We start from the raw sequence: 4,290 nt of genomic DNA on the forward strand, positions 1-4,290 counted from the left end.
TTTTTCAGTTTTGTGATTTCCGGAGGCATCGAAGTCAATTTATTACCAGATACGTTAAGCTTAGTAAGATTTTTCAACTCTGCGATTTCTGGTGGCAGCAAACTCAATTGATTTGCTGAGATGTCAAGTCTAGTAAGATTTTTGAGTTCTGCGATTTCCGGCGGCAACGAAGTTAGTCTTTTGGACGAAAGATCAAGTGTAGTCGCGTTACTTTCTTTAGCTTTTAAAATTAGATCTTTGATTTCATTCAGTTCCATCTGAAGTCCCTGCCTAAAGAAAAACAATCAAAAGTTCAATAAGTCTTTGAAACCGCAATTATTGAAAATGTATTACATAAAAGGAAAACTGATTCAAAAAATAAAAGTGATTGTCATCTAAATAACTTTCGATTTTAATTAATGGTGGAGGAATAGTCGAAAACGATGATGTAAAAAACAGAAAACGGAATTTTGTTAATTTATTATTCCAAAAATTATCCACAGCGTGTAATCTAATTTAATGATTTTTCTTTTTTGCCCGAAAGCTCTATAATACGTTGCATCTCATCAGCAGTATTTATATTCGCAAAACTCCTCAATTCAGGATCAATTTCCCGAATTTCCGAAACCTCAACAAAAACAACATACTTCATTTCAAAAACCGGCGTAAGAACTGAACACCTTCCGTTCTCAAAAGCTTTTTCAATTTCAGGAATCATTTTTTTTGAATAAACTGCATGTAGAGGCTCAAATTTTCCATCTTCCCGTTTTGGAAGGGCAGCATCATGTCCGCTTGCTTTCTCAAAAAGCAGGTATACAACCCTGGAATCTACAAAAGGCATATCCCCCGCGCAGACAAAAGAATACTCTGCTCTGGATTCAAGCAGCCCCGCCCGGATGCCTTCAAGGGGACCGGCGTCTTCCAGAGTATCAAAACAGAAACGGATTTCATGGGCAGAGAATTTTTCAATCACAGATCTGAACTTTTCTTCCTGCTTTTTGTCCCGGAACGAGATAATAACCTCGTCCACAACCCGGAAAAGGCTTTCCAGCAGGCGCTCAATAATTGTTTTTCCTTCGAATTCGAGAAGGGCTTTTTCGACCGTGCCCATCCGCCTGCCCCTGCCGCCTGCCAGCACGACGGCACTTCTGAATTTTGTTTTATCTTCTTCGGGATCCGCTTCTTTAATTTCAGCTTTTATTACTTCTGTTTTCCCTGTATCTGTTTTTTTAAAGTTTGTTTTTCCGCCCATTGAATCATTTCCGGGTTTCTCTATAATTTTTATTTTCCTTTCTGCTCAGATCTGTTTTTTAATTTTCGTGATGTTCTCTGTCGTGGACCCAGAATTCTTCTTTTTCCGTGAATTCCTTCTTCCAGATAGGAGCTTCGGCTTTTATGCGGTCTATGGCTTCGCTGAGGGCGGAAAAAAGCTCTCCCCTGTGGGCGGCTGCGACAACAATGTATACTATGTCTTCTCCGGCTTTGATAACGCCTGTTTTATGGTGTATCAGGACTTCAAGGATGCCTTCTTTTTGTTTGAGTTCTTCCCGGATCTGGTCAAGAACTTTTGAAGCTTCCGGTTCGTATTTTTCGAATTCAAGCTTTGAAGTTATCTCGTTTCCGGCCAGTTCGCGGACAATGCCGGTAAATGTACCGATTGCACCTGCTTTTCGGGTTACCGGGTTTTTTCTGACTTTCTTTATAAGGGCTTCCAGGGTGTACCGGTCAGGCTGTGCAAGGACTATTCCTACAAGAGAGGCTGTAAGTTCTTCGTGCATATCGATGTCCGACGGCAGCCTGAAAACTACGTTGGAAACGCCCTGAAGGTCGCCAATTGCAATTTTCGGAAGATTGCTTCCCTTGAACCCCTCTACCACGGCAAAATCAAGCCCCTGGTCGCAAAGCAGGTCAAGAGCGTCTTCAAGGTTCTGGCCTCTGGAAAAACTGACAAGTTCAGTACCTGTTGCTTCTGTGCCTGTTATTCCTATTACCGTGTCAGCCCCGGCATCAAAATGCCTGCCTGTATCAGTCTCTGCCGGATTGAGACTCTGCTCACCCATGTGTTTTATTGTGCCCACAGTTCCGAACCCGGAAAGATTCCGGACAAGGGCTGAAACTACGGATGTCTTACCCGATTTTTTATACCCGACAACTGAAATGACTTTCATCAAAGAACGTTATGCACTTTCCTGTATAAGTAAAGGCTGGCATTTTATTCTTTGTTTAATTTTATAGAGCGTTTTGTGAAGATTCAAATATTGAAACTTTGATATTATCTATAAAGAGTTTGATTAACTGTTTGACTAACTTGCTTGACTAACTTGTTTGACTAACTTGCTTGACTAACTGTTTGACTAACTTGCTTGACTAACTGTTTGACTAAATTGTTTGACTAACTTAAAATTTGGATTTATACAGAAATTTTCCGTTAATTGGAAATAGGGGGTTGATTATGGAAATAAACAAGGTCAGAATTCAGGATATTCCTGAACAGGAACGCCCAAGGGAAAGGCTTATTCGAAACGGGCCGGAATCGCTTTCGAACGCAGAACTGCTTGGAGTTGTCCTGAGGACAGGATCAAATAAAGAGAATGTTGTCAGCCTGTCCAGCCGAATATTTTCAGAATACAGCATCAAGCAGCTCAGTCTTGCAAATGTTTCAAGGCTTATGAAGGTTCATGGAGTAGGAAAGGCCAAAGCTGCCCAGATAGCTGCAGTTTTCGAACTTGCCCGCCGGCTTGAGACCTTTGTGGAAGAGCCCAAAAGAAAAATCTGCTCCCCAAAGGATGTATATACCTTTATGTACCCTAAGATGCGCGAACAAAAAAAAGAAAAATTTATAACACTTTGCCTTGATACAAAAAATCAAATCCTGAAAGAAGAAGTTGTATCCATCGGCAGCTTGAACGCGAGCATTGTTCATCCGCGTGAGGTTTTCAAGTCCGCCCTTATGGAATCGTCAGCGTCAGTAATCATGGTCCATAATCATCCTTCAGGGGACCCAAGCCCTAGCCGAGAAGACATAATGGTCACTGAGAAAATGATAGAAGGAGGAAAACTCCTTGGAATTGATGTGCTTGACCATATTATTATCGGGGAAGGCAGATACGTGAGCCTCAAAGATGAAGGCTTTGTAAGATAAAGTAACTTAAAGACATAAACTCTGAATGTAGAGACTTTCAATGTAGAAGAGTTCAATGTAGCTAATTCAATGAACTCTCAGTGTAGAAACTCTCAGTGTAGAAGAGTTTAATGTAGAGAATTCGATGAACTCTCAGCGCAGAAACTCTCGGTGCAGAAACTCTAAGTGCAGAAACTCTCAGTATAGAAGCGTTCAATATAAAAGGTCTCAACATAGTCACTTTCTGATCACTTTCCGTAATTGAACAAGAATAAAATAACAGGTTGAGAAATACGAAAAAATAGTTGAAAAAAGTTGTTGAAGACTATGAAAGTTATAGGCATTAATGGAAGCCCACGAAAAGACGGCAATACTGCAATCCTGATTCAAACCGTATTTGAGGAATTAACAAAAGAAGGCATTGAAACCGAACTTATTCAACTATCTGGAAAAAGCATAGAAGGATGCAAAGCTTGTCGGGCTTGCCACAAAAACAAAAATAAGCAATGTGTCATTACGGATGATTTTTTTAATGAGTGTTTTGCAAAAATGCTTGCTTCAGACGGAATTATTCTAGGATCGCCGGTATATTCAGCTGGTGTGACCTCTCAAATGAAAGCCTTAATTGACAGGGCGAGTATGGTACTTGCAGGAAATCGAGGGCTTTTCAAGCATAAAGTAGGAGCTTCAGTTGTAGCTGCTCGCCGAGGCGGTGCTATAAGTGCCTTTGATACCCTGAACAATTTTTTACATAGCAAAGAAATGTTTCTGGTAGGGTCAAGTTACTGGAATATGGCTTACGGAAATGCTATCGGAGAGGTAGAACAGGATCAAGAAGGCATTGATAATATGAAAAATCTTGGCCAAAATATGGCGTGGATATTGAAAAAAATTCATAATAGTTGAGCCTAATTGAGCATCTCAAGTGGATTAAATAAGGTTTCAAGGTCTCCTTTAAATTTCCCCATTAAATATCCTAGACAAAAGAAGCAAGTAAACCTACCGATAAAAAGATAAATAGTCATTTTATAAAAGTTAGCTCGTATCGAGCGCGAGTGATTTATTAGATTAGAACCTGTGGACATCTGTTATCAGGAACTATAATCGAATATCAAAATTAAGTTGTTTACATACGATTTATTCTCCAACCAAACCATACTATCGAACTTCACTTATATCGAACTTTACTT

General features: G+C 40.0%; 5 protein-coding genes. 2 read left to right on the plus strand and 3 right to left on the minus strand.

The window, feature by feature from the left end; all coding sequences use genetic code 11:
• From A9239_RS11445 to A9239_RS11455, 3 genes are all read right to left on the minus strand, one after another.
• On the minus strand, window positions 1-257 hold a 257-nt coding region (locus A9239_RS11445; protein WP_141706443.1), incomplete at its 3' end, for a leucine-rich repeat domain-containing protein.
• A gap of 233 nt (window positions 258-490) precedes the next feature.
• Window positions 491-1,231 (minus strand): molybdenum cofactor guanylyltransferase, encoded by a 741-nt coding sequence (locus A9239_RS11450; protein ID WP_080943706.1) that lies wholly within the window; start codon window positions 1,229-1,231, stop codon window positions 491-493.
• 58 nt (window positions 1,232-1,289) lie between these two features.
• Window positions 1,290-2,147, minus strand: a complete 858-nt coding sequence (locus A9239_RS11455) for a molybdopterin synthase (protein WP_048116591.1) — start codon at window positions 2,145-2,147, stop codon at window positions 1,290-1,292.
• Between the two features lie 284 nt (window positions 2,148-2,431).
• Between A9239_RS11455 and radC the strand changes: the two genes are divergently transcribed.
• Together radC and A9239_RS11465 are read left to right on the plus strand one after the other, a co-directional pair.
• Entirely contained in the window at window positions 2,432-3,121 is a 690-nt protein-coding gene (radC, locus tag A9239_RS11460; protein ID WP_048116588.1) for a DNA repair protein RadC, read from the plus strand.
• A gap of 306 nt (window positions 3,122-3,427) precedes the next feature.
• Window positions 3,428-4,006, plus strand: a complete 579-nt coding sequence (locus tag A9239_RS11465) for a flavodoxin family protein (RefSeq protein WP_048116585.1) — start codon at window positions 3,428-3,430, stop codon at window positions 4,004-4,006.
• Window positions 4,007-4,290 lie beyond the last annotated feature (284 nt).

This window comes from Methanosarcina sp. A14 (assembly GCF_001729375.1).
GTDB lineage: Archaea > Halobacteriota > Methanosarcinia > Methanosarcinales > Methanosarcinaceae > Methanosarcina > Methanosarcina barkeri.